General features: G+C 35.1%; 16 protein-coding genes. 13 read left to right on the top strand and 3 right to left on the bottom strand.

Features of this window, described 5'->3' with window-relative positions; translation table 11 throughout:
• Position 1: 1 nt before the first annotated feature.
• Positions 2-3,013 carry a serine hydrolase domain-containing protein gene (locus tag L1S35_RS04080; RefSeq protein WP_236396879.1) on the top strand — a complete coding sequence of 1,004 codons (3,012 nt, stop codon included), beginning with the start codon at positions 2-4 and terminating at the stop codon, positions 3,011-3,013.
• Between the two features lie 3 nt (positions 3,014-3,016).
• On the opposite strand, the gene L1S35_RS04075 is transcribed toward L1S35_RS04080, so the two are convergent.
• Complete coding sequence (locus L1S35_RS04075; protein ID WP_236396877.1) at positions 3,017-3,409, bottom strand: ribosomal maturation YjgA family protein; 393 nt, start codon at positions 3,407-3,409, stop codon at positions 3,017-3,019.
• Positions 3,396-4,598, bottom strand: coding sequence for a serine hydrolase domain-containing protein (locus L1S35_RS04070; RefSeq protein WP_236396874.1), 1,203 nt, complete (start codon positions 4,596-4,598; stop codon positions 3,396-3,398). Before L1S35_RS04070 ends, L1S35_RS04075 begins: the two co-directional genes overlap by 14 nt.
• Positions 4,599-4,813: 215 nt before the next feature.
• On the opposite strand from L1S35_RS04070, the gene L1S35_RS04065 reads away from it, so the two are divergent.
• From L1S35_RS04065 to L1S35_RS04015, 11 genes are all read left to right on the top strand, one after another.
• Positions 4,814-6,019, top strand: a complete 1,206-nt coding sequence (locus L1S35_RS04065; RefSeq protein WP_236396872.1) for an NAD(P)-dependent oxidoreductase — start codon at positions 4,814-4,816, stop codon at positions 6,017-6,019.
• A gap of 92 nt (positions 6,020-6,111) precedes the next feature.
• Positions 6,112-8,856 (top strand): helix-turn-helix and ligand-binding sensor domain-containing protein, encoded by a 2,745-nt coding sequence (locus tag L1S35_RS04060; protein ID WP_236396870.1) that lies wholly within the window; start codon positions 6,112-6,114, stop codon positions 8,854-8,856.
• 250 nt (positions 8,857-9,106) lie between these two features.
• The gene (locus tag L1S35_RS04055; RefSeq protein ID WP_236396868.1) at positions 9,107-12,088 is read left to right on the top strand and encodes a SusC/RagA family TonB-linked outer membrane protein; all 2,982 of its coding nucleotides are present in this window, start codon (positions 9,107-9,109) and stop codon (positions 12,086-12,088) included.
• Positions 12,089-12,100: 12 nt separating this feature from the next.
• Positions 12,101-13,564 carry a RagB/SusD family nutrient uptake outer membrane protein gene (locus L1S35_RS04050; RefSeq protein ID WP_236396866.1) on the top strand — a complete coding sequence of 488 codons (1,464 nt, stop codon included), beginning with the start codon at positions 12,101-12,103 and terminating at the stop codon, positions 13,562-13,564.
• 42 nt (positions 13,565-13,606) lie between these two features.
• The gene (locus tag L1S35_RS04045; protein WP_236396864.1) at positions 13,607-14,512 is read left to right on the top strand and encodes a LamG-like jellyroll fold domain-containing protein; all 906 of its coding nucleotides are present in this window, start codon (positions 13,607-13,609) and stop codon (positions 14,510-14,512) included.
• A gap of 80 nt (positions 14,513-14,592) precedes the next feature.
• The gene (locus L1S35_RS04040) at positions 14,593-15,960 is read left to right on the top strand and encodes a glucoamylase family protein (protein WP_236396862.1); all 1,368 of its coding nucleotides are present in this window, start codon (positions 14,593-14,595) and stop codon (positions 15,958-15,960) included.
• 15 nt (positions 15,961-15,975) lie between these two features.
• Positions 15,976-16,674: a carboxylesterase family protein gene (locus tag L1S35_RS04035; protein WP_236396860.1), complete on the top strand. Its 699-nt coding sequence runs from the start codon at positions 15,976-15,978 to the stop codon at positions 16,672-16,674.
• A 14-nt stretch (positions 16,675-16,688) separates the two neighbouring features.
• Positions 16,689-18,971, top strand: coding sequence for a beta-glucosidase BglX (bglX, locus tag L1S35_RS04030; RefSeq protein WP_236396858.1), 2,283 nt, complete (start codon positions 16,689-16,691; stop codon positions 18,969-18,971).
• A 99-nt stretch (positions 18,972-19,070) separates the two neighbouring features.
• The gene (locus L1S35_RS04025; protein WP_236396856.1) at positions 19,071-21,170 is read left to right on the top strand and encodes a glycoside hydrolase family 97 protein; all 2,100 of its coding nucleotides are present in this window, start codon (positions 19,071-19,073) and stop codon (positions 21,168-21,170) included.
• A 7-nt stretch (positions 21,171-21,177) separates the two neighbouring features.
• Positions 21,178-22,935 carry a discoidin domain-containing protein gene (locus L1S35_RS04020; protein WP_236396854.1) on the top strand — a complete coding sequence of 586 codons (1,758 nt, stop codon included), beginning with the start codon at positions 21,178-21,180 and terminating at the stop codon, positions 22,933-22,935.
• Positions 22,936-23,035: 100 nt separating this feature from the next.
• A complete protein-coding gene (locus L1S35_RS04015; RefSeq protein ID WP_236396851.1) occupies positions 23,036-24,472 on the top strand; it encodes an MFS transporter in 1,437 nt (478 codons plus the stop codon).
• A gap of 97 nt (positions 24,473-24,569) precedes the next feature.
• Here the strand turns inward: L1S35_RS04015 and L1S35_RS04010 are convergent, their stop codons facing one another.
• Complete coding sequence (locus L1S35_RS04010) at positions 24,570-25,187, bottom strand: hypothetical protein (protein WP_236396849.1); 618 nt, start codon at positions 25,185-25,187, stop codon at positions 24,570-24,572.
• 283 nt (positions 25,188-25,470) lie between these two features.
• Here L1S35_RS04010 and L1S35_RS04005 point away from each other — a divergent pair, with 283 nt between their 5' ends.
• Positions 25,471-26,649, top strand: a complete 1,179-nt coding sequence (locus L1S35_RS04005) for a M28 family peptidase (RefSeq protein WP_236396847.1) — start codon at positions 25,471-25,473, stop codon at positions 26,647-26,649.
• Positions 26,650-26,678: the final 29 nt, after the last annotated feature.

Below are 26,678 nucleotides of genomic sequence, written 5' to 3'. Positions count from 1 at the left end.
CATGAAAAGGGTAGTATTCAGTATAGTTTTATGCACAGGATTGCTATTTTTGATTACGAATTGTTCGTCAGTCAAAAACAAGCCAACTGTTGTTGTTCCTGTAACTGAACCAAATCCTGAAGTAGTAGTTCCGATTGATGAAACGGTTTATCATCCGCATCCTAAAAAGAACTTTTTCCCCGAAACTGATAAAGAAACCCGTTGGGTTGATAGTATTTACAATCAAATGTCTTTTGATGAAAAAGTAGGCCAACTGTTTATGGTTGCTGCCTATTCTAATAAAGATGCTGCGCATGTTGCTGATGTTGAAAAGTTGGTCACCGAGAATAAAGTCGGTGGATTAATCTTTTTTCAGGGCGGACCAATGCGTCAGGCACGTTTGACCAATAAATACCAATCACTTGCCAAAGTACCTTTGTTTATTGGTATTGACGCCGAATGGGGTTTAAGTATGCGAATCGATTCAACTTTTCGTTATCCTTTTAACATGACTTTGGGCGCCATTAAAGACTTGAAGTTGGTTGAAAAAGTAGGAGCCAGCATGGCTAAGGAAAGCAAGAGAATGGGAATTCATTTCAATTTTGCACCGGTTTTAGATATCAATACCAATCCAAAAAATCCAATTATCGGTTACCGCTCTTTTGGTGAAAATAAAGTTAGCGTTACCGAACATGCTATTGCTTTAATGAATGGCGCTCAAGCCGAGGGAGTTTTTTCTACCGGAAAACATTTTCCCGGACACGGAGATACAGCAACCGATTCGCACAGTACTTTGCCTGTGGTAAATGCTTCTTTGGATCATTTGGATAAAGTTGAATTGTATCCATACAAAAGAATGTTTGATGAAGGTCTGGTTTCAGTAATGGTAGCGCATTTAAATGTCCCAAGTTTAGAACCTAGAACAGGTTATCCAACCTCTGTTTCTTATGATGTGGTTACCAAACTTCTTAAAAAAGAGTTAGGTTTTGACGGATTAATTTTTACAGATGCACTGAATATGAAAGGCGCAGCCAATTTCAGAAAACCAGGCGATATTGATTTGGAAGCGTTCCTGGCCGGAAATGACATACTGCTTTTTGCAGAAAATGTACCGCTTGCCGTAGAGAAAATATGTGTAGCTTATCAGGACAGTCTAATTTCCGATGAGCGATTAGCACAATCGGTTAAGAAGATTTTGCGCTATAAGTTCAAAGCAGGATTGAATAATTATAAACCTATCGAAGGCATCAATTTATATAACGATTTGAATCCGAAATCGAATGAGACTTTGCAATATGAATTGTTTGAAAATGCTGTTACTGTTGTAAAAAATGACGGAAACATTCTGCCAATTAGAAATCTAAATCAAAAAATTGCCTATGTAAAATTAGGTGATGACACCAACAGTTCTTTCGTCACTACGTTAAAGAAATACACTAATGTCACCGAAGTTTCAGAAACGAATATCGATAGCTTAATGGCTAAGTTAACCGATTATGAAACGGTTGTCATAGGATATCATAAATCGCATAAATCTTGGTGGAAATCGCCTGAACTGACAGTGCCTGAATTACAGGTAATAGATTCAATTGCCTCTAAAAAGAAAGTAATTCTGGATTGTTTTGCCAAACCGTATTCCTTATCGAGAATTTTAAATTTTGATGAAATACCCGGTGTAATAGTCTCGTATCAGAATGGAAACATTGCGCAGGAAGTTTCAGCTGAATTGATTTTTGGAGCTATTGACGCCAAAGGATTGCTTCCGGTTTCTATTAATACTTCATTAAAAGCAGGAGACGGAATCACGACTCAAAAACTCAACCGCTTGGGTTTTGCTACACCGGAAAGTGTAGGTATGAGTTCAGAAAAACTCAAGCATATAGAAACTTATGCTCAAAAAGCAATCGATAATAAAATGACGCCGGGAGTGCAGATTTTGGTTGCCCGAAAGGGAAAAGTTATCTATCAAAAATCTTTTGGGAAGCAAACCTATGAAGGTGATGTAAAAGTGAAGAACAGCGATTTGTATGATGTAGCTTCTCTAACCAAAATAGTAGCGACTTTACCCAATTTGATGCAGGTTTATGACCAAAAGAAAGTAACACTCGAAACTACTTTAGGCGAAATGCTGCCACAATTTAGAAGTTCTAACAAACAGAAAATAACGTTTAAAGAATTGTTATCCCACTATGGCAGAATGCAGGCATGGATTCCGTTTTACACCGCTACATTAGATTCAGCCAAAAAACCAATGGAAAAATACTATCGTAAAATATACAGTGAAGGATTCACCAAAAAAGTTTCCGATAGTTTGTATTTACGCGATGATTATCATGATACCATTATGAAACGAATCATCGACAGTCCGCTTATTGATAAAAAAGAATACCGCTACAGCGATTTTACCTTTATCATTTTGAAACAATATCTGGAGAAAATTATGGGCAGACATTTGGATGAATTGGCAACAGACAATTTCTATAAAACACTTGGGATGAATAATACACTTTATAATCCTTTGACTAAATTTGATAAAAGTGTGATTGCACCAACAGAAATAGATACTTATTTCCGTCATGATACCATTCAAGGTTATGTTCACGATATGGAAGCCGCGATGGAAGATGGAGTAGCCGGACATGCAGGGATTTTTTCCAATGCTATGGATATTGCCAAGATGATGCAGATGTATCTGCAAAAAGGAAATTATGGAGGTATTCAATATTTCTCGGAAGCTACGTTTAACGATTTTAATACGTGTTGGTTTTGCGGTGAAGGAAACCGTCGCGGCTTAGGATTTGACAAACCGCAAATAAGTGGTGGCGGTCCAACTTGTGGTTGTGTTTCAATGTCAAGTTTTGGACATACAGGTTTTACGGGAACTATTGCTTGGGCTGATCCTGAAATGGAAATAGTTTACGTCTTCCTATCCAACAGAACGTATCCTGATTCTAATTTGCCAAATAAACTTTCAAAAGAAAACATTCGCGAAGACATCCAAAAAGTCATTCAGGATGCGATTATAGAGAAATAACAGCTATGCTTTTTCTTTCCGAAGAAAATATTCAACGGCAATCACTACAACTATCCCTGCGATATAAGAAATAATATCTTCCCAGGAAAATGATGTTCCGATAACTGTTCGGGCGATTTTTGAATTTTGCAATTCCAGTTTTTCAACAATATTCAAATACTGCAGAAATTCTATAGTGAATGCAAACAGCAATACAAATATCGAGGCCGTTGTCACTTTTAAATTTAGAAATGATTTTAGAAAACAATAAATCAGAATAACAACAAGCACATCACCAAAGTAAGGGCGCACAAAGTTGTCATGAACATACAGCGCGATTAGCGTTTCGATAATGAAAAGTGAAATAGTTAGTGCAAAATATTTCAGATTAAATTGTATCATATTAATCCTCGCCATTATCATCCAACTTAAATGGATAATCGCCAAAAAGGGAAGCTAATCTTTTAGCCTGATACGTTTTTCGGGTAAACTTATTCGATAATACAATAATCGTAACTTTCTCTTTTCTTAGGTTGATAAAACAGGAAGTATTTCCATGCCACCAGCCGTTATGATAATAAAAAGGCTCGCCTTTTTCAAACTCCGACATTCTGATGCCTAAACCATAATTACGTATTCCTTTGGCTTCATAACTATATCCTTGGTACATTTTTTTAAGCAAGTCCGGATTCAGGAAAAAAGGAGCATAGCGGGCTTTGTCAAATTTCAATAAATCTCTTGGAGTCGAATAGATGTTTTTATCGCCGTAAATTCCATCCAGATAATCAATCCCAATTTCTACATTATTTCCTTTATAGGACGGAGCAATGATATCGCGGTCTTTAGTGATATCAAAAACAAAAGTATTGGTCATACCAAGCGGCGCAAAAATCATTTCTTTCATCGCTGCCGGATATTTTAATCCGGTAACTTTTTCAATAATCAGGGCAAGCATTGCGTAATTGGTGTTGCAATAGCCAAATCCTGTATCGGTTGGTCTTTCTAAAGTAATTCCTTTTTCCACCATAACCTTTACAATGTCTTCATTGGTTAGGGTTTCCTTTTTGTCCCAATTCCCATTTTCAAAAGTGAAATAGGCATAATTTCTCATTCCGCTACGGTGATTAAGCAGCGTTTGAATAGTTACTTCAGGATAAGGAAAGTTTTTGATAATGGTATTTACCTTTTGGTCTAAGGTAATTTTTTTGGCATCAATAAGCATTAGTACAGCTGTGGAAGTCAATACTTTACTCACAGAAGCAATATGCAGAGGCATGTTTTTGGAAATCATTTCTCCCGTTCCTTTATTGGCATAGCCCATATAATTTTCGTAGATTATCTGTCCGTTTTTGGCAACCAAAAAAGCTACGTTATCATTTTTCTCAGACCATGTTTTCTCAAAATAACGACTAACACCATATTTTTTATCATTAATATAAGCCGAATTAAGTGCCGGAAGTTCTTCCTGTAAAGGCTGCATTACCGGAATTCCGTTTTTATTTACTTTAATTATGCCTTCTTCGTTTTTCTCTTGTTTAGAACAAGAAATGGTAAGCATAAGTATAGCTAATAATTGAGTAGTATAGAGACTGATTTTAGATGTCATTTTGATAATGATTGAAAAACAAATATAACCATTCATTAAAGTTATAGAATTACTTTTTTAGAAAGCTTTCAACAGGTTTTTCACAATTTTTTAAGTCAAATTCATAAAGTTATAATAATCAATACCAATGATAAAATTTGGTGAAATTTATTTTTCAAAAAAAGTTTTGAAAACGTTTTCGTTACAACTACTTTTGGCATCACAAAAAAACACCCATGAAGTTTGGAATTATAAAAGAGCGAAAAAATCCACCCGATAGAAGAGTAGTTTTTACTCCTGAAGAATTAGTCCGTTTGCAAAAAGAACATCCCGAAGCCATAGTAAAAGTCGAAAGTTCTGACATCAGAGTTTTTACTGATGAAACCTATAAAAACTTAGGCATTGAAGTAACTGATGATGTTTCAGATTGCGATGTTTTCTTTGGTGTAAAAGAAATTCCGGTTGATTATTTGATTCCGAATAAAAAGTATTTCTTCTTTTCACATACTATTAAAAAGCAAGTTCATAATCGAAAATTGCTTCAGGCGATATTAGACAAAAAGATAACGTTATATGACCACGAAACTATAGTCGATGCAGGTAACAAACGTCTGATTGGCTTTGGTCGTTATGCCGGAATTGTTGGAGCATACAATGCTTTTAGAGCATTCGGAATAAAATATGAATTGTTCAGTTTGCCAAAAGCAGAAACCTTACAAACCAAAGATGACTTAGTCGTTCGATTGAAAAGACAAATTTTACCAAACATCAAAATTGTTTTGACTGGTCATGGCAAAGTTGGAATGGGAGCAAAAGAAATTCTCGACGGAATAAAAATAAAACAAGTTGCTCCTGAAGATTTCTTAAACAAAATATACTCTCACCCGGTTTACACTCAAATTGACGTCTTAGATTATAACAAACGAATTGACGGAAAAGTAGCAGAAGATAACAGCGATTTTTTTAAAAACCCTCAAGATTACATCTCAAATTTTGAACGTTTTTCCAAAGTGGCTGATATTTTCATGGCTGGACATTTTCACGGAAACGGTGCGCCGGATATTCTTACTCTTGATATGCTTCAGGCTTCTGATTGCAAAATAAAAATTGTTGCCGATATTTCCTGTGATGTCGATGGTCCAATTGCTTGTACGATAAGATCATCAACAATTGCAGAACCTTTTTATGGTTTTTTACCAATTGAAAACAAAGAAGTTCCCTATACACATCCGGGTTCCATTATGGTTATGGCCGTTGATAATTTGCCTTGTGAATTACCCAAAGATGCCAGCGAAGGTTTTGGCGAAATGTTTATGGAACATGTTATTCCGGCTTTTTTTAACAATGATAAAGACGGAATTCTGCAACGAGCCAAAATAACTGAAAACGGAAAACTAACAGAACGTTTTGCTTATCTGCAAGATTATGTTGATGGAAAATAGTTAATTTTGCTGCGGATACATTTGTTTGTTTCCCATAAAATTGGAGTTTAATACAATATCTTTTTTACATTTGGATTGTCAAATCTAATTTCGTGAAAAAGATATTTTTTTATTTTTTATTACTACTATCTGTTTGTTCAGTTCAATCTCAGGAACTGCTTCCCTTTGTAGAAAATTTCACGAAGTCAAATTATTTTGGAGACAACCAGGTTTGGAGTGTTGCACAAGGAAGTGACAATGCACTTTATTATGCCAACAATCATTATTTTTTGCGTTATAATGGCGTAAAATGGGAAAAATATACTTTGCCAAACAAGACTATACTTCGTTCCGTTTTTGTTGATGGTGATAAGGTGTATACAGGTTCTTATAATGAATTTGGTTATTGGAAAAGAATCTCCGGAAAAATGGTGTATACCTCATTAAGCAGAGACAAGAAACTTTTTACCGGCGCTTCTATTAATGAAGAGATTTGGAAAATTTTCAAGCATCAGAATAAAATCTATTTTCAATCGTTTAATGAGCTTTTTGTTTATACCGATGGCAAAATTGTAAAGACCAGAATTCCGTTTCAGATTTCTTATTGTTTTGTTGTGAATGATAGCATTTATATGGCTTCAGTAAATAATGGAGTGTATTTATTTGAAAATAAATCGTTTAAAAAAGTCACTAAATGGCAAGGATTAGAAAATAATATCATTCATGGAATTGCTACTAACAAAGGCCAAATCTATATTTTTACCCAAAAAAATGGTGTTTTTGTAGAAGAAAACGGAAAGCTAATTCCGTGGAATAATTCCTTGAATGCGATACTTAAAAAAGAAATAATCATCACGGCTAAGTTTATTGATGATAACCGATTGGCTATTGGAACCGCTTTTAAAGGTCTGTACATAGTCGATTTAAAATCTAATGCGCATCAGAATATCAACAGAAACAATTCGCTGATAAACAATTCAGTGCTTTGCATTGGTTTTGATAAAGAGAATGATTTGTGGTTGGGTTTGGATAATGGCATTTCTCATATCGAAATTAATTCGCCTTACACCATTTTCTCTGATAATACGGGTGTTTTAGGTTCTGTTTATACATTAGCAGCTATAAAAAACGGTTACTTGCTAGGTTCTAATCATGGCGTTTTTAAATATCAGGATAAAAACCTGCAGTTGTTACCAAACTCGCAGGGACAGGTTTGGGACATTCATAAGAATGGAACAAAATATATTATCGGTCACAATGACGGAACGTTTATTTATGAAAATGATGTGCTTAAAAAGGTAAACACTATTAGTGGAGGATGGAAATTTCAGGAAAGTGATTATGACAATAAATATTTTCAAGCTAATTATTCGGGAATTATTTTATACAATTCGCCTATTGACTTTACAAAATATAAAATCGTTGATAATTTAACCAAACCCATTAAAAACATAGCCCAAAATAAACCAAAAGAACTTTGGGCGGTTGACAACTATAGAAGTCTATACCGGATAACTTTTAATAATCTTTATGAAGTCGAAAGGGTTGAAAACATTACGCATCAAAACAAAATATGGAATGATTATGGTGTGAAGATTTTTGATTATAAGAATGAAATTTTGTTCTTTATAGATAATGTTTGGTACAACTTTAATTCCATTTCCAATAAGCTGGAAAAGAATGAAATCTTTAATAAAAACTTTGCCGATATTTCTGAAATAATCCCGGTTAACAATTCTAATTTCATTGTATTAAAAGATAAATTGTTATATGTTATTCATCAAATAGGTGAGAACTATATTTGGGATTTAATTCCCGAAAAGTATTATGAAGGAAAAATCATTAATCAGGATACTAAAGTTTTTAGAGATGGTAATCAATTATTGATGAATCTCGATGATGGTTTCTTTTCTTTTCCTCTTAAAAACGCTAAAACTAAAAATCAAAAAATTGCTACTGAAGCATTTTATCAAGGGAAAATGATTGATGGAAATACTTCTATACACTATAATCAATCTGTTGAAGTTGATATAATTTCAGAATATTACGGTTATAACCGACTCGGATTATTTTATAAGCTAAATGATACCAAAACATTTTTTCCGGTAAAATCAGGAAATATAGTTTTAAATAATCTTTCGAGTGGCAGCCAGAGTTTGAAAATATATTACAATAACGGAGAAAATTTTATACAGGTTGCTGATTATCAATTTAATGTTGATAAGCCTTGGTATTTCTCTTTGGTGATGATTTTGGTTTATATACTGATAATTTCAGGTAGTTTTTATTTGTATTATAAATGGAATAAGATACGCTATCTCGAAAAGTTAAAACTAAAGGAAGAAGAACTGAAGCATCAAAAACAAATTCTTCAATTAGAGCTCATTGCCGAAAACAAATTGAAAATGCAGGAATATGACAAACACATATTAGAAATGCAGATACAATCAAAAGCTTCGGAGGTTGCGGGCAAATCACTTTCGATTGCAAAACAGTCGGAAATGATTGATACTATTCAGAGTATATTAGATAATGAAAGCGATATAAATCAACTTAAGAACAAAATCAAAAAGTCGATCAAAATTAATTCAATCAATAAAAATGAATGGCAAAGTTTTGAAAAGAATCTAATGCAAAGCCACGAAGATTTTGTACATAAACTAACACATAATTATCCTCAGCTAACTTCAAAGGATATAAAACTCTGTATCTACCTAAAAATGAATTTATCATCTAAAGAGATTGCACCTTTGATGAATATTTCATTTAGAGGCGTTGAACTTCATCGCTACAGATTAAGAAAGAAATTAGAGCTCAATCAGGATATCAACCTTTCCAAGTTTATGATAAACTTATAAATTTTTATTTATTTTTATTAATAATAAAATAAATATCCACTTTTTTTATCGTTTTATAATGCATCATAACTACATCAAATAATTATTTATTAGATGTGTTTTTTGCAATACAATATCATTTTAAATCATTGTTATTTAGGTTTTTAAAACAATAAAAAATTGTTTTGATGTAGTATTGTAGTGATTATTGTATGCAAACTATAACGATGTAATTGACTATATTAGCCTTACCAAACCAAAAACTTATTTTATGAAAGGCATTTTTAGTTTCTTATTACTTTTTCTGGTTACTTCAATCGCGAATTCACAAACAATAAAAGGAGTAGTTTTAGATGATACAAATCAGCCTTTGCCAGGTGTAAATATTATAGTCAAAGCCTCCGGCAAATCAGCCGTGTCAGACATTGATGGAAAATTTTCAATCGAAGCCAATGTTGGGGATATAATTAGTCTTTCCTTTATAGGTTATGAAACTGTCACCCAAAAAGCAACATCAGAATCAATGACTGTTGTTCTAAAAACCGTATCAAATAATCTAAATGAAGTTGTTGTTATTGGATATGGAACAAAGAAAATGGGTTCTATTACGGGATCAGTTGTACAAATAAAATCAGCTGACATTACAAAGACTGCTGCTCAATCGCCAATACAAGCCATACAAGGTAAAGCTGCCGGAGTTAATATAGTAACAAACGATGAACCCGGAGCCAATCCTTCGATACGAATCAGAGGTTTAGGAACCATACTTGGTGGCCGTGATCCATTATATGTTGTAGACGGAATTGAAACAAGTCTGAATGGATTAAGTCCAAACGAGATAGCTACAATTGATATACTAAAAGACGCATCTTCATTGGCAATCTATGGTCAAAAAGGAGCAAATGGCGTTGTTATTATTACTACCAAAAAAGGAAAATTAGGACAGATTAAAGTTTCCTATGATTCGTATTACGGACAAAAGTTTATTCAGAAAAAAGTAGAGATGGCCGATTCGTATCGTTTTGCCTATTATAATAATACGGCTGCAGGTTCTTCTTCCTATTATAGTTTTGACCAACCTTATAATACAAACTGGCTTGATGAAATAACAGATACCGGTGAAGTATTGAATAATCATGTTTCGATTTCGGGCGCTAATGAAAATGCGAGCTATTATTTTGCCGCTACAAACTATAAAGAAAAAGGTATTTTGATGGGAACAGAATACGAGAGAAACAATATCAACTCGCGCAATGAATTCAAATTGCTTGACAAAAAATTAAAAATTTCTCAAAACATCAACGTAACCATAGCCAGAAACAATACAAAACCATTAAGTGCCTTTACAAATGCTTACAAGCAGTCACCAATTGTTCCGGTTCGTTTTGATAATGGAAGATGGGGAGTTCCGCTTAGAAATCCATCCACAGGTCTTATTGATATTAACGGTAGCGATCGTTTTAATAATGTTGGAAATCCTGTTGCGCAATTGTATTATACAAATGATAAAAACAAAGATGTAACATTATTTGGTTCTGTTGCTGCCGAGCTTAAACTCTCAAAGGACTTTACCTATACTTCAAATTTTGGAGCCAGCTATAATAACTACAAAGGCTTTTCATTTATTCCGAATGATCAAATTTATCTTTCGCAAAACGCCACCAGCAGTATTGAGGACTACGAGGCTTCATTTGGAACCAATGAGATTAAATACAATACACTCACACAAAAGCGAAGCGATTATTACGAATTCAACTGGGACAATTATCTAACCTTTAAAAGAACTTTTGGCAATCATGATGTGACAGCTGTAGTGGGTATGTCTAGAACGACTAAAAAGAATTTTGAAAATTTAGAAGGAACTCGATTTAACGTTCCGGTGCAACCTAACTATTGGTCTTTTGATTTATCTTCTTATAATACACCGATAGCACCAGATGCAGTAGTTACTAATCATCGTGATACACCAGTTGTATCGTTAGCTTATTTTGGAAGATTAGAATATGAATATAATGGAAAGTACTTGGTCTCTGCAACTATGAGAAGGGAAGGGACAAGTATATTTCAGGAAAGTAAAAAATGGGGCGTTTTCCCTTCTATATCTGCCGGTTGGTTGGTAAGTGAAGAAAAGTTTATGGAAAAGTTTAAATTCATTAACTTCTTAAAAGTACGTGGTGGTTATGGAGAAATCGGTAATGCAAATTCATTAAACTCTTTAAACATTCCAATTTTTTCATCCGGAGCAAATTATGCTTTGGGCAGCAATCAAAATATTTCTCCGGGAAGTTATCAGCCTTATACTGTCGATCCTAATTTAACTTGGGAAACGATGCAGGAACTTGATTTCGGTATCGATTTTAAAGTTTTGAAAAACAGATTATCAGGAACAATTGATTTGTATGACCGAAAATCATTAGATGTGATTTTACCCGTTGATCTTCCGGATGTTATTTCAGAAGGCAGAACAGTCGTAAATACTGGTGACGTTAGCAATAAAGGAGTTGAAGTTTCTTTGCGATGGGATACTAAAATAAATGATAATTGGAGTTATTGGGTAGGAGGAAATTACTCCTATAACAAAAACGAATTGGTAAAAGCGGATAACTCCTATTTCGCGACTTTAATTGGTGGTGGATTGGGTAACGGTCAATGGACAAAACAAGTACTCGTTGGAGAAGCTTTAGGTAGTTTCTATGTGTATCAGGTTACCGGTAAAAATGCTGACGGAAACTTTACTTACAGCAACGAAAGAGTGGTAGCAGGTTCGTATCTGCCAACTTATACTTATGGTTTGAGTTTTGGAATCAATTATAAAAACTTCGATTTTTCAACCGATGCCTATGGTGTTGGAGGGAATAAAGTTTATAACGGAAAAAAAGCGCAACGTTTTGGAGGTGAGAATATTGAGTATGATTATTTAAATAGTTTTTGGACACCTTCAACTCCAAATGGTACAAATCCGGCTCCATTCAATGAAGTGCCAATTGCATCAACTTATTATGTAGAAGATGGTTCTTATTTAAGAATAAACAACATTACACTTGGATATACATTTCCAAAATTCTTTGAAAAAATTGATAAGGTTAGAGTGTATGCAACCGCTATAAATCCATTTATTTTTACTAAATATTCAGGGTATTCGCCTGAAATATCAGGTAGCAATAATGCTGATCCATTAGGTAGTGCCGGAATTGAATTGGATGCTTATCCAACCAACAAAACATTTCTATTTGGTTTGAATGTAAGTTTTTAATAAAAGATTAATATGAAAAATATAGTAAATAGTAAACTAATAGCTTTTTTATTTTTAGCATTAACATTCACCACTAATTCGTGTGAAGACGATTTGAATGTGGAACCCAATGATGTTCAAAATGTTGATGATTTTTTGAAAGATCCGAATAACGCAATACAACTAGTTAACGGAGTTTACAGCAAACAGTTAGATTATAATATGTATTCCTTTTCATGGATTGGAATTACAAGCATAACTTCTGATGACGCTGATAAAGGATCAACGCCTTCTGATAGCGGAACAGATAAAAACAGAATGGATAATTTGACATTTTCGCCAAGCAGTATTTCATTCAGTGATGTTTGGGAAGGCAGATATCAGTTAATTGGAAGAGCAAATACAGCACTTTTCTATTTGGAGCAATTTGATATTGATGAAACTCAGAAAAGCAGATTTATTGGAGAAGTTAAATTCTTAAGAGCTTTGTCTTATTTTGATTTAGTGCGCTGCTTCGGAGGTGTTCCGGTAGTAACGACTAAAATCGATATCAATGATTCAGAAGCTATTAATAATATTGTTTACACCCGAAAAACCAAGCAGGAAACCTATGCACAAATAGAAGCTGATTTATTAGATGCAATAGACAGATTACCGCTCAAAAGTACCTATGCAACCAATGATTTAGGCAGAGCAAGTAAAGGTGCAGCCCAGGCTCTTTTGGCAAAAGCTTACTTATATCAGGAAAAATGGCAGCAAGCCTACGATATGTCCGGACTGGTTATTTCATCTGGTCAATATGCATTGCTCCCAAGTTATGCTGATGTATGGAGAGAAGTTGGTGAAAACAGCTCTGAATCCATCTACGAAGTACAAGCCACACTTACAAAAGGACTTGTAGATTATACCAATGTACAAGGCCCAAGAGGAACACCCGATTTAGGATGGGGTTTTAACACACCGTCTTTAACTTTAGTAAATTCTTATGAAGCCGGAGATCTTAGAAAGGACGCAACGGTTATGTTCGTTCCATCAGTATTGTGGGATGGATTTATTGCACCAATTACATGGACAAATCCAAGATACAATTATAAGGCCTACCAAAGTACAGTTGCTGAATCATGGAATGGAGACAAAGGTCAGACGGCTAAAAATCTGAGAATATTAAAATACAGCGACATTCTTCTGATTAGAGCTGAAGCAGGCTTCCATATTGGTGCGACGTCTGAAGCTGTAGATAGAATTTCAGAAATCAGAGTTCGGGCTGGATTGTCAGCTGTTACTTCGGTAACACTTGAATCAATTCTTAAAGAGCGAAGAGCCGAAATGGCAATGGAACATGATCGTTGGTTTGACATTGTAAGAACAGGCCAAGCACAATCAGCAATGAACCTTGATGGAAAAACCTTTATAGTAGGAACACACGAATTGTTTCCGATTCCACAAGACCAAATTATCGCAAGCGATAACAGGTTAACACAAAATCCAGGATATTAACATTAACATTTATATTAACTTAATAATTAAATATTTTAAATCATGAAAACAAACAAAATTTTAGTTTCAGCATTTGCATTTTCTTTAGCATTTGCATCATTTACAAGCTGTAGCAGTGACTCGGGTAGTTCATTACCGCCAATTGGAGGTTACAACAATTCTGATGAAGTAGCAGCTTCAGCTTTAAAAGCGTATTGGCCATTGGACGGGAACGGAAAAGAATCCGTTTCAAACACATCTCCATCCACTACCGTTGCGACAACCTATGTAACTGGTATGAAAGGTCAGGCAGCAAATTTTAATTCAGGTTACATGGCATATCCTGAGATACCGGCATTAAACACAACTTCGGGAAGTGTATCTATTTCTGCTTGGGTTAAAGTTTCTAATAATAAAGTAAACCCAACTGCAGTTAGTACAACTTCTCCAATCTTCTCTTTAACAAGAACAGGAGAAGTCTTTGGTAATTTAAACCTTATGGCTGAAACTCACGGATTAGTTACTAGTGATTCTATTCAGATGAAAGGTGTATTCAGAATTAAAAATACTGACGGTTCTGAATTTGGTGGTGATGCTGTAAACATGATCAAACAAGAACCATGGATGGATGCAACTCACACATGGGCAGCTAACAAAATTGGAGGACAATGGGCTCATGTTGTTTATGTTTTCGACGGACCAACAGGGACTAACAAAATTTATGTAAACGGAGCAAAAATTTCTAACTCTGCATGGGAAGTTAGAAATGGTGGTGCTCCAAAACCATTAAACCACTTCCTTCCAACAAGACCGGTTATAGGAGCTTTAGAGACAGTAGTAAACGGTACAAATGTTGACACTTGGAACGCTGCTTTAAAAGGAGGAGTTGACGAGCTAAGAATTTATGACAAAACCCTTACTACAGCAGAAATTGGAGCTTTGTATGAATTAGGATTAGCAGGTAGATAATTAGTATAATTAAAGCCTAACAGGTATACTATCTGTTAGGCTTTATATAAAAACCACACCCAATTTACACATCATCAATCATGAAATGTCTAGTTAAATTATTAATAATTTTTCAGTTTTTCCTTGTTTCCTGTTCTTGTTCCAACAAGTCGGGAGATGCAGAGGAAGAGGTTATTCCTTTAACCGATGATCAACTGCTGGACAAAGTGCAACAGGATGCTTTTAAATATTTTTGGGATTACGCAGAATTTAACTCTAAGCTAGCCCGGGAACGTTATCATACTGATGAAACTTGGGTAGATGCAAATTTGGTAACAACAGGAGGTTCGGGTTTCGGACTAATGACAATTTTAGTAGGTATAGAAAGAAATTTTGTGCCAAGAGACGAAGCTGTCGCCAGACTAAATACAGCCTTAACCTTTTTAGAAAATGCAGACCGATTTCATGGAGCATGGCCTCATTGGATTAACGGAACTAATGGAAATGTAGTTCCTTTTGGAGCAGATGATGACGGAGGCGATATTGTAGAAACCTCATTTTTGTGTCAGGGATTAATTTGCGTTAGAGAATATTTTAAAAACGGAACTCCAGCCGAACAAGCCTTAGCTCAAAAAGCCGACGACCTATGGAAAGGTGTTGAGTGGAATTGGTATACCAAAGGCGAAAACGCAATGTATTGGCACTGGTCACCAAATTTTGCATGGATTAAAAATTTCAAACTAGAAGGATACAACGAATGTCTGATTACCTATGTTATGGGAGCAGCTTCTCCAACTCATGCCATACCATCCGCTGCTTATCATGAGGCTTGGGCAAGAAATGGAGCAATTGTTCACGCAGGTAGTCGATACGGAATTCCTGTAGTTTTTAATTATAACGGTTCAACCGGAAACGTTGGCCCAATGTTCTGGGCTCATTATTCCTATCTAGGTTTAGACCCAAGAGGATTATCTGACCAATATGCAAATTATTGGACATTAGTTCAGAATCATGCCAAAATAATGAATCAATATTGTGTTACTAATCCTGTTGGTTGGATTGGATATGGAGAAAATTGTTGGGGTTTAACCGCAAGTTATACCAGAAATCCTAATGGAAGTGTCGGTTATACTGATCATAAACCTAGTAACGACCGTGGTGTAATTTCACCAACAGCCGCTTTATCCGATTTTCCATATACACCAACAGAATCAATGAAAGCTTTGCGTTTCTTTTACGAAAATTCAGAATGGAAAGACAGATTGATAGGAGCAGCCGGACCTTATGACGCATTTTCACCACATCATGATTGGGTTACACCAAGATATTTAGCTATCGATCAAGGTACAATCGTTCCGATGATAGAAAATCATAGAACCGGACTTTTATGGAATTTATTCATGCAGGCACCGGAAGTCCAAACCGGACTTCAAAATTTAGGATTTTCATCAACACAACACGGATTTTAAGTAAGTTATAAAATTATGAAAATAAAAACCATACTTATTATCTGTTTAATAAGCACGCCTTTTTTGTCCCAATCACAAGAAATAAAAGCGACATTTTCAAAAGAAGTTATTACTAAACTGGAATTAAATTACATTCTACAATTGCCTGATAGCCAAAAAGATAAATTTCCATTGTTAGTTTTTCTCCATGGTTCCGGTGAAAGAGATTCTGATTTAGAATCAGTTAAAAATCATAGTCCTTTTACCTATCAAAATTTAATAAAAAAACCCTTAGCTTTGCTTGCGCCTCATTGCCCAAAAGGCATTCAATGGGATACAACTGCTTTGTATAAACTTATAATAGATATTAGCTCTAAATATAATATTGATAAATCCAGAATTTATCTAACCGGTTTGAGTATGGGCGGATGGGGAACATGGAAATTGGCAGAAGAACATCCCGAACTTTTTGCCGCGATTGCTCCGGTTTGTGGTCCGGTTGATGATTATATGTTGGAAGATGCAGTAAAATTAAAAGATTTGCCTATACGTATCTATCATGGTGCTTTGGATGATCTTGTTTCACCAACTTATGCAATAACAATGCATCAGGAACTTAAAAAAGTAAATGCTAATGCCCAGATTTTTATTTTTTCAAATGACAATCACAATAGTTGGGATTCGACGTATTCTGATCCTAAATTTTATGAATGGATTTTAGCACAACATAAATAATTAAACCAACCAGAATGAAATTGCAGCAAAACATATCGATTCTACTGCTAATAGTAAGCTTTACAATTCAGGCACAACAAAATCCGGCAAGAGAAAAATTTGTCAATGAACTAATGGCAAAAATGACTTTAGATGAAAAAATCGGGCAACTAAATTTACCAACATCCGGCGATATCACCACAGGTCAAGCCAACAGTTCTAACATCGCCAAAAAAATTGAAGAAGGCAAAGTAGGTGGTTTATTCAATATAAAATCGGTTCAGAAAATAAAAGAAGTTCAAAAAATAGCCATTGAAAAAAGTCGTCTGAAAATCCCGCTGCTTTTTGGTATGGATGTTATTCATGGATATGAAACGACATTTCCAATTCCGTTAGGTTTATCCAGTAGTTGGAATATGGATTTGATAAAACGAAGTGCTCAAATTGCTGCACAGGAAGCTTCGGCAGATGGAATCAACTGGACATTTTCGCCTATGGTTGATATTTCACGTGAACCACGCTGGGGAAGAGTTTCCGAAGGTTCAGGAGAAGATCCTTACCTCGGAAGTCAAATCGCAAAAGCAATGGTTCAGGGCTATCAAGGCGATGATTTATCAAAAAACAATACGATTTTATCCTGTGTAAAACACTTTGCTCTTTATGGTGCGCCCGAAGCAGGAAGAGAATACAATACGGTAGATATGAGTAGAATTAGAATGTACAACGATTATTTTCCACCATACAAAGCCGCAGTTGATGCCGGAGTAAGTTCTGTAATGGCGTCTTTCAATGAAATAGATGGAATTCCGGCCACATGCAATAAATGGTTAATGACTGATGTTTTAAGGAAACAATGGGGTTTTAAAGGATTTGTAGTTACTGATTATACAGCAATACCGGAAATGTCAGAACATGGAATTGGCGATTTACAAACCGTTTCTGCCTTAGCATTAAAAGCCGGAATTGAAATGGATATGGTTGGAGAAGGTTTCTTAACTACTCTGAAGAAATCACTTGATGAAGGAAAAGTTACTTTGACAGAAATTAACAATGCTGTGAAATTAATTCTCAATGCAAAATACGACTTAGGATTATTTCAAGATCCCTATAAATATTGCGATTTAAACAGAGCAAAAACCGAAATTTTTACAAAATCAAACAGAGCCGAAGCCAGAAAAATTGCTTCTGAATCTATGGTTCTGTTAAAAAATAAAAACCAACTTTTACCTTTAAAAAAATCCGGAACAATTGCTCTTATTGGCCCATTGGCTGATGCCAAAGAAAATATGGCAGGAACTTGGAGTGTAGCAACTAAACAGGAAAATTCAATTTCATTATTGGCAGGTATGAAATCTGTCGTTGGAACTTCTGCCAAAATACTATATGCCAAAGGAAGCAATCTCGATGATGATGCAGCTCTTGAAGAAAGAGGAACTATGTTTGGAAAAACCCTGCATAGGGACAGTAGAACTAAAGAAGAATTGCTAAACGAAGCATTAAAAATTGCCATTCATTCTGATGTTATTGTAGCGGCACTTGGAGAATCAGCCGAATTAAGCGGCGAATGCAGCAGCAGAACCAATCTTGAAATTCCTCAGACTCAAAAAGAGTTATTACAGGCTTTATTAAAAACAGGCAAACCGGTTGTTTTGGTTTTATTCAACGGAAGACCTTTAGTTTTAAATCAGGAGAACGACACTGTACCTGCCATATTAGATGTTTGGTTTGCAGGAAGCGAAGCTGGATTAGCTATTGCTGATGTTTTGTTTGGCGATGAAAATCCGTCTGGAAAATTAACGATAACTTTCCCAAGAAGTTTAGGGCAAGTGCCAATTTATTACAATCATAAAAATACAGGAAGACCATTAGGTAACAAGGATGGCGTTTTTGAAAAGTTTAAATCTAATTATATTGATGAAAGAAACGAACCTTTATTTCCTTTCGGTTACGGACTAAGTTATACTACTTTTGAGTATTCCAACTTAAAAATTTCATCGACTAAAATTTCAACTTCGCAAACGTTAAAAGTAACTGTTGATGTTGTGAATACAGGAAATTTTGACGGAAAAGAGGTGGTGCAGTTATACATCAGGGATTTAGTTGGCTCGGTTACAAGACCTGTCAGAGAATTAAAAGGATTTCAAAAAATTGCTATTAAAAAAGGAGAAAAACAAACCGTAACATTTCAGATTACGGAAGAAGATTTAAAGTTCTATAATTCAGATTTACAATTCGTTGCAGAACCAGGTCAATTTGAAATTTTTGTTGGAAGCAATTCCAATGCAGAGTTAAAAACTTTATTTGAGTTAGGTCAGTAAGTTTTTTTTGTGTACTTCGAGGAAAACCCTTTAGTCAGAACTAGAGGGTTTTTTTGAAAATAATGCTGCGTTCTTTTTATCTTTATAAAAATTATCATCATGAAAAATTATATTGCCATTTCATTTTTGCTATTCGCTTTCTACAGCAATGCACAAACCGTTCAGTCTCCGTCAAAACAAATTACACTCGATTTTAATTTGGGCGAAAACGGAAAACCAACGTATTCAGTAATATATAAAAATAAACCGGTAATTGTCACGAGCAAATTAGGCATAAAACTTAAAGAAGGTGGCGACTTACTGGATGGTTTTAGCATCGATAGCGTTGGACGATTGACTATTAATGAAACTTGGAAGCCGGTTTTGGGCGAACAGTCCAGTATCAAAAATAACTGCAATCAAATAACTATTGCGCTTTCGCAAAAAGCAACCGGAAGAAAAATCAATATTATTTTCAAAGCTTTTGATGAAGGCGTTGCTTTTCGTTATGAATTTCCAAAACAAAAGAACCTAAATTATTTTATTATTTCGGATGAAAAATCAGAATTCAATCTAACCGGAAATCACAAAACATTCTGGCTTCCCGGAGATTTTGACAGTCAGGAATATGCTTATACCGAATCAAAACTTTCTGAAGTAAATACCGATAATATAGATAAAAATAACGGTATCAATTTAAAAAGCATAGCCGGAAAATATGTTATTCAATCACCATTAATGATGAAATCGGCTGACGGTTTGTACATCAATATTTTTGAAGCTGCTGTAGTAAATTATCCTTTGATGCATTTGGATTTGGTGCCAAATGAATTCAAGCTAACATCACATTTAGTTCCTAATGCTATTGGCGATAAAGCCTATTTACAAACGCCATGTGTTTCGCCTTGGAGAACAATTATGATAAGCGATGATGCTCGTGATATTGTGGGTTCCAAAATGATTTTAAACTTAAATGAACCGTCCAAAATTGAAGATACTTCCTGGATAAAACCAATGAAATATGTTGGTGTTTGGTGGGAAATGCATGTCGGGAAATCAACTTGGGATTTTGCCGGTTCACAAAATGCACAAAATGCAGCCGATGGAAAATTAATTCCAACTGGAAAGCACGGAGCTACTACTGAAAACACAAAACATTATATTGATTTTGCTGCCAAAAATGGTTTTGACGGCGTTCTCGTTGAAGGCTGGAATGTAGGTTGGGAAGATTGGTTTGGCAACTGGAAAGAAAATGTATTCGATTTCACTACACCTTATCCCGATTTTGATTTGAAAGCAGTTAATGATTATGCCAAATCTAAAGGAGTAAAAATGATTATGCATCACGAAACTTCGGGTTCGGTTGCCAATTATGAAAGACATTTAGACAGAGCAATGGATTTGATGAAAAAGTATGGTTATCCGGCAGTGAAGTCAGGTTATGTTGGAAGAATTATTCCGCGTGGTGAATTTCATGATGGTCAAACTATGGTCAATCATTTTAACTATGTAGCCCAGCGAATGGCAGAAAATAAATTGATGGTGAACTCGCACGAGAGTTCAAGACCAACAGGTTATAGCAGAACGTATCCAAACTACATAGCAGCAGAAGCCGCAAGAGGAAATGAATTCAATGCGTGGAGTAACGGAAATCCGCCAATGCACGAAACCATTTTACCATTCACAAGATTACTAGGCGGACCAATGGATTACACACCCGGAATTTTTGAAATCAAGATGAGCTTTTATGACAAAACCAAAACTGCTCAAGTACATACTACATTGGCAAAACAATTGGCACTATATGTAACGATGTATTCGCCACTTCAAATGGCTGCTGATTTACCTGAGAATTATGAAAAATATGCGGATGCTTTTCAATTTATAAAAGATGTTGCTGTCGATTGGCAGGATTCCAAATATCTCGAAGCTGAACCTGGCGATTATTTGACAGTTGCCCGTAAAGACAAAAAATCAGAGAACTGGTTTTTAGGAGCAGTTAGCGATGAGAATCCAAGAAATACCGAAATCAAACTTGATTTTCTTTCACCAAATAAAAAATACAAAGCCATCATTTATCAGGATGGAAAAACGGCGCATTGGGAGAAAAATCCAATCAATTATGAAATCAAAACTATGACTGTAACTTCCAAAAGCAAATTGAAATTAGTTTTAGCGGCTGGTGGTGGAGCAGCTGTTAGTTTTCAACCTATCAACTAAACTTTAAATGAAAAAAAGCATTGCTCTATTGTTTTTGTTATTGATTGTGGAAAGTAGTTTTTCGCAGCAAAAAACGTATTGCAATCCGATTAATATTGATTACGGTTATTGCCCGATTCCCGATTTTGTAAAACAAGGGAAACACAGAGCTACAGCCGATCCGGTAATTACTTTCTTTAAAGGAGAATATTATTTGTTTGCGACGAATCAATGGGGTTATTGGCATAGTAAAGACATGTTGAACTGGAAGTTTATTTCCAGAAAGTTTTTAAAACCTGAGAATAAAGTTTGGGATGAATTGTGTGCGCCATCTTTAGCATTTATAAATGACACCCTTACTGTAATTGGTTCAACACACACCAAAGAATTTGCTTTGTGGATGAGTAAAAATCCTGATAAAGATGATTGGAAAAAACTGGTCGAAAATCATCAGACCGGAGCTTGGGATCCACAAATTTTTTGGGACAAAGAAAAAGATGAACTTTATGAATATTACGGTTCGAGTAATTTATATCCTTTGTATGGTGTAAAACTCAACAGAAAAACATTCCAACCCGAAGGCGAAGTTATTCCGGTTTTAGCTTTGAATGATGACGAACACGGTTGGGAACGCTTTGGCGAACACAACGACAATACCTTTTTGCAACCGTTTACCGAAGGTGCTTTCATGACCAAGTTCAACAATAAATATTACTTACAATATGGTGCGCCGGGAACGGAGTTTAGCGGTTATGCCGATGGCGTTTATGTTGGCAACAATCCATTAGGACCGTTTGAATACCAATCGCACAATCCGTTTTCGTATAAGCCTGGAGGTTTTGCCCGCGGTGCCGGACATGGAGCCACTTTTCAGGATGCCAACAATCAATATTGGCATGTTTCAACGATTGGTGTTTGTGTAAAAAATAATTTTGAAAGACGCATCGGAATTTGGCCAGCCGGTTTTGATAAAGACGATGTTCTGTATTCGAATACGGCTTATGGTGATTACCCAACATATTTACCTTCGCAGAATAAAAACCATTTAGATTCTAATTTTTCAGGTTGGATGTTGCTGAATTATAACAAACCAGTGCAGGTTTCTTCAACACTTGGAGGATTTCAGGCTAATCTCTCGGTTGATGAAGATATCAAAACCTATTGGAGTGCCAAGACAGCAAACCAAGGCGAATATTTAATTTCTGATTTAGGTGAATTGAGTACTATCAATGCTATTCAAATTAACTATGCTGACCAAGATGCTGAGTTAATGGGAAAACCCGAAACAACTTCTGGTCATAAATATATTATCTATTCTTCTGATGATGGAAAAAAGTGGAAGGTTTTAATAGATAAGAGTAAAAACACTACTGATGTTCCTCATGATTATGTTGAACTTCAAACACCATCAAAGGCACGTTTCCTTAAATTAGAAAATATTCATATGCCAACGGGTAAATTCGCGGTAAGTGGTTTTAGGGTTTTTGGAAAAGGAGCAAGCGATAAGCCGGGTGCGGTTCAGAATTTTGTTCCGTTGCGTTCCGGTCCAAAAGTAAAAGGAGAACGAAGAAACGTTTGGTTCAAGTGGCAACAAGAGCAAAATGCTGATGGTTATGTGATTTATTTCGGAAAAACATCGGATAAACTATATGGTTCTATCATGGTTTATGGAAAATCAGAATATTATTTTAACGGATTAGATAAATCAGATGCTTATTATTTTCAAATAGAAGCTTTTAACAATAATGGAATCGGACCAAAAAGCGAAATAAAAAAAGCAGATTAAAAAATGAAAATAAAATTAGAAATTACATTTCAATTGCCGACTTTTATGAATTAATTTAAACAACCAAAACAATAATAATTAACCAACACCAAACCAATTTATGAGTACATCAACCGCAAAGACCAATTGGGCGCAATTTATTCCTTTAGTAACCGTTTTCTTCTTTTGGGGATTTGTTGCCGCCAGTAATGACATTTTAATTCCAGTTTTCAAAAAAGCATTTGATTTAACCCAAGGGCAAAGTCAATTGGTTTCAGTAGCTTTCTATGTTGCTTATACAGTAGGTTCCATCATTTATATGATTATTTCGTATCTGACAAAAGGTGATTTAATCAATAGAATTGGATATAAAAATTCGTTAGCCTTAGGATTAGTGATATCGGCATTGGGGACATTATTATTTTATCCGGCAGCAAATCTGCATTCGTTCCCTTTAATGCTTTCGGGATTGTTCACGGTGGCCTTGGGCTTCTCTCTGCAGCAAACGGTAGCCAATCCATTAGCTATTGCATTAGGACCAATAACTACAGGCTCACAGCGATTAACATTAGCAGGAGGAATCAACAATTTAGGAACTACCATTGGACCACTAATTGTGAGTTTTGCCATTTTTGGAGCAGCAACTTCTGCCAATACCGAGATGAGTATTGAAAGTGTGAAAACGCCATATTTGGTTTTAGGAGCCGCTTTTTTAATAGTGGCTGTTATGCTCAAAATGTCTTCAATTCCGGATAAACCTGAAGCTGTAGTTGAAGCTGAAGGCGATTCAAATGCAAGCCGCAGCTCAGCATTAAAATATCCTCAATTGATTTTGGGAATGATAGGAATCTTTGTTTACGTTGGAGTAGAAGTTTCTACTGCAAGTAATTTACCGGCTTATATGGAAGGAGATTTAGGATTTCAAACTAAAGATATTGCACCATTTATCTCTTTGTATTGGGCGAGTTTAATGATTGGTCGCTGGACAGGTGCGGTTGAAGCTTTTACCGATAATATGAATACACAAAAGATCTTACGTTTTTTAGCACCTTATTTAGCATTTGGAGTTTTCCTTGCAGTAAATAAATTTATGGATCACGATTTGTCTCACTTTTATATTTATGCTATAATCATTTTGGTATTGATAGTAGCCGATATGGCGAGCAAAGGAAATCCGGCCAGAATGTTATTGATTTTCTCCATTATGGGAATTGTAGCTTTGTTAGTTGGTATGGCAACTACGGGAATGACCAGTGTTTACGCCTTTACTTCGGTTGGATTATTCTGTAGTACACTTTGGCCATGTATTTTTACTCTGGCAATAAGCGGATTAGGAAAGCACACCAGCCAAGGAAGCAGTTTCTTAATTATGATGATTATGGGTGGTGGTATTGTAAGCTGGCTCCAAGGTTATATTGCAGATATGACCAACATTCATGTGAGTTATATTGTTGGAGTTTTATGTTTTGCTTATTTAGCTTTCTATGCATGGAAAGTAGTTGGTATATTAAAAAATCAAGGTATCGATTTTGATAAAAAAGTTAGTGGCGGACATTAATCTTCTAATTATATAAAATCAAAAATCCCGCTCGGTATTACTACTTTGCGGGATTTTTTCATCAAAACCTAACCAATCAATCTTAACTAACCTAAACTTATTTTTTTTCTTTATCGTCTTCTACTTTTGCTTTCGTACCATCAGCTTTGTAATAGTAGTAATCGTTATCATTATAGTTTGACGCTGTATAATTATCATAATGATTATTATAGTTGTAAGCGTATCCAGAGTTACTGTAACCTTTTATGCGTCCAACGGTATCAACGATTTCACCTCTTCGGTTGTAAATGATTCTCATTCCACCAATTTGTGCAAGAGCAGTTCTGTTGTATTTCATATAAACAGTTCCAATACGACTTACCCTATCTCTGCTGTCATAATTGATAAACGTGTTACCAATTCGTCTTACTCTACCAAAACTATCATGTTCAATTCGTGTACCATAATTTATTGGACCTCTTGCCTGAACTGTAGTTCCTCTTTTTCCTGCGCCTTTATAAAAGTAATCGCCTTGACTGTCTTCCGGGCGAGTGTTAAAATCAAATTCTCCATTTGGAAAAACGAAAAACTCAATGCCTCGTTCAATAAATGAAATTGGCTCATCAAAGCTAAATCTCATTCTTTTTTCTTCACCAGTTTTTTTGATTATTTCTGATGCATTCGCTACACTTCCAACCAGTAAAATGCTAGCTACTAAAAGGGTAATTTTTTTCATAATCAATATAATTTGAGTTTTTTGCTTACTCTTTCGATTTTCAGCTTCTTCGAACAAATTCTTTTGTTGATTAGGACTTTTCAATACGTGTGCCAAAACGACAAAACGAATTCTTAAGGTTTGATTAAGATAAAGTAACTGATAGATATTCAGTGCTTTAAAATAAAATGAATAACAGATTTATTTGCAAATTAAATTATTATAGCTAATTAACAATTGCATTTTTTTAGTACATTTGTTGCCAACTTGCAAACAGAAACAAACAATCATTATCATATTATCAATGAAAAACCTACTACTTTCATTATCCTTCTTTTTTTTATTATCAAAAGGCTACAGCCAAAATTATATTCCATATTACCAAACTATAGTTAATCAAGTGTCTGAAGCCAATGTTTTGTCCAATTTAACCGAATTTGAAAATCTTGGCATCAAAAGAAGAGGAACAACATCGCTGCAAAATACACTCGATTGGTTAAAAGCAGAATATTTAAGTTATGGTTATACCGCTTCGCAAATGCAGGAATACAGTTTTACTAACGGCTCTTCAACTTGTAAAAATTTGGTTGTAACCAAAGTAGGAACGCTTTATCCAAATACATTCGTGATTATATGCGGGCATTATGATACCATTACCGGAAAAGGAACCAATGATAACGGAAGCGGCGTTGTTACGATTTTTGAAGTCGCTCGATTGTTGCAAAATATCCCAACTGAATACTCGATAAAATTCATCAATTTCAGTGGAGAAGAAGATGGTTTGGTTGGAAGTCAGAATTTTGTTTCTTCAGTAGTCAATGCGACTTCGCCTAAAATGAATATTAGATTGGTTTTTAATATAGATGAAGTAGGAGGAAGAGCTGATATGACAAACGATACAGTTACTTGCGAAAGGGATACAGGAAGTCCAACTTCAAATAATGCCGCTTCGAATACTATTACAAACGAATTGATTACTTGTGTTCAATTGTATTCACCTTTGAATACTTATCTGAATTACGCTTACGCTTCGGATTATATGCCTTTTGAAGAAAACAATGAAGTTATAACCGGTTTTTTTGAAAGAAATGAAACGCCACATCGCCATACATCGACTGATCTATTGATTAATATGGATCCTGTTTATGTTTATAATATTGCCAAAGCGGCTACGGGCGCAATGCTTCATTTTGCGGTAGCTGCAACTTCAGCACTTGCTTCTAATGAGTTTAATAATGACAACCAAGTTAGTTTCTTTCCAAGTCCGGCCAAGGATGTTTTGAATATTAATTTAGGGAACATTATCGATACGGATTATTCTTTTTCCTTAATTGATTTGCAAGGAAAAGTTGTTATTAATAAGCATGTCGAAAATGCACACTTAATAGAATCAGTTTCATTAGACGGTTTATCAAAAGGAATGTATTTAGCTGTTTTGCAGACTTCCAATAAAAGAATTGCTAAAAAGATTATTGTTGAATGATTTGATATATAATATAAAAAAGCCTTCCA

The sequence above is a fragment of the Flavobacterium anseongense genome (assembly GCF_021608185.1).
Classification (GTDB): Bacteria; Bacteroidota; Bacteroidia; order Flavobacteriales; family Flavobacteriaceae; genus Flavobacterium; species Flavobacterium anseongense.
This window is presented reverse-complemented; position numbering and strand designations above follow the sequence as displayed.